This window comes from Arthrobacter sp. JCM 19049 (genome assembly GCF_001310435.1).
In genome coordinates this window covers 1-857 of sequence record NZ_BAXF01000743.1, presented here as the reverse complement: position 1 = coordinate 857, position 857 = coordinate 1, and the positions used below count along the sequence as shown (strand labels likewise).

1 protein-coding gene is annotated in these 857 nt (G+C 64.5%); it reads left to right on the top strand.

Going from position 1 to position 857, the window contains the following annotated elements; translation table 11 throughout:
• Positions 1 to 320 precede the first annotated feature (320 nt).
• Positions 321 to 854 carry a hypothetical protein gene (locus tag JCM19049_RS15920; protein WP_054822037.1) on the top strand — a complete coding sequence of 178 codons (534 nt, stop codon included), beginning with the start codon at positions 321 to 323 and terminating at the stop codon, positions 852 to 854.
• Positions 855 to 857 lie beyond the last annotated feature (3 nt).

Below are 857 nucleotides of genomic sequence, written 5' to 3'. Positions count from 1 at the left end.
CCCGCGCCGTGCGGGCCCGAACCGTCCGGAAGGCCACGGCTTTGGCCTGCCGCGTCCTTGGCCGGCAACCGCCACGACCAGCAGGAGACCTGGTGGCATCTTGGTGCAGTGAACACTATTAGCGGCCCCGACATCCGTGGGGTTTTCCCCAAAAGTCTCAGGTCACATCCAGCCGACTGGCCTTGCGCATCGCTCACCACCTACCACTGAAGCCAGACTTCCTCCGCTGCCGGAAGGGCACGTGAAGAACGACCTCCCACGGCTTTCCCCATCTGGTTGTGGTCGGGGTCATAGTGTCGGTGGGGGTTGGATGATGGGGTATGGGCAGAAAAGAGATCTTCGATTCCGGGGATGACGTCCACCGGTTACCGATCCTGCCCAGCGGTTTTCGGGACCACTGGGGCATCGACGGGGTGCTGCACGCCGGGATCGATTACAAGATTGCGTGCCAGCCCCTGGCCTCGGCCGTGACCGATGAGTTGCTGGCGGCCGCGCCGGGGTCCCCCGGTGAGGTGTTGGAGCGGTTGGGAACGGTGGGGCGGCTGCGTTCGATGCTCGATGCCGTTGAGGCGGTGTTGCTGGCCGAGGGGCTGGAGCTGTCGTATTTGCAGGACCGGCAGAAGGACATCACTGATCCGCTGCAGTTGGCCAGTATCCAGAAGTACGGGGTGAAGCCGGGCTCGGAGCAGGTGATCCGGCAGAATTTCGTGGCCGAGGCGTCCTTGGCCACCCGCACCACCGAGTACTCGACCAATGCCCGCCTGTTGGTGGCCGAGGGGTTGCGCCAGTTGTGTCCGCGCACCTTGGAGGCGTTGCTGCAGGGCAGATCACTACCCGCAGCGCGATCACGGTGATCC

What these genes read in the sequence shown, in the direction of transcription:
- JCM19049_RS15920 (WP_054822037.1), top strand. Translation starts at nt 321, where the DNA reads ATGGGCAGAAAAGAGATCTTCGATTCCGGGGATGACGTCCACCGGTTA.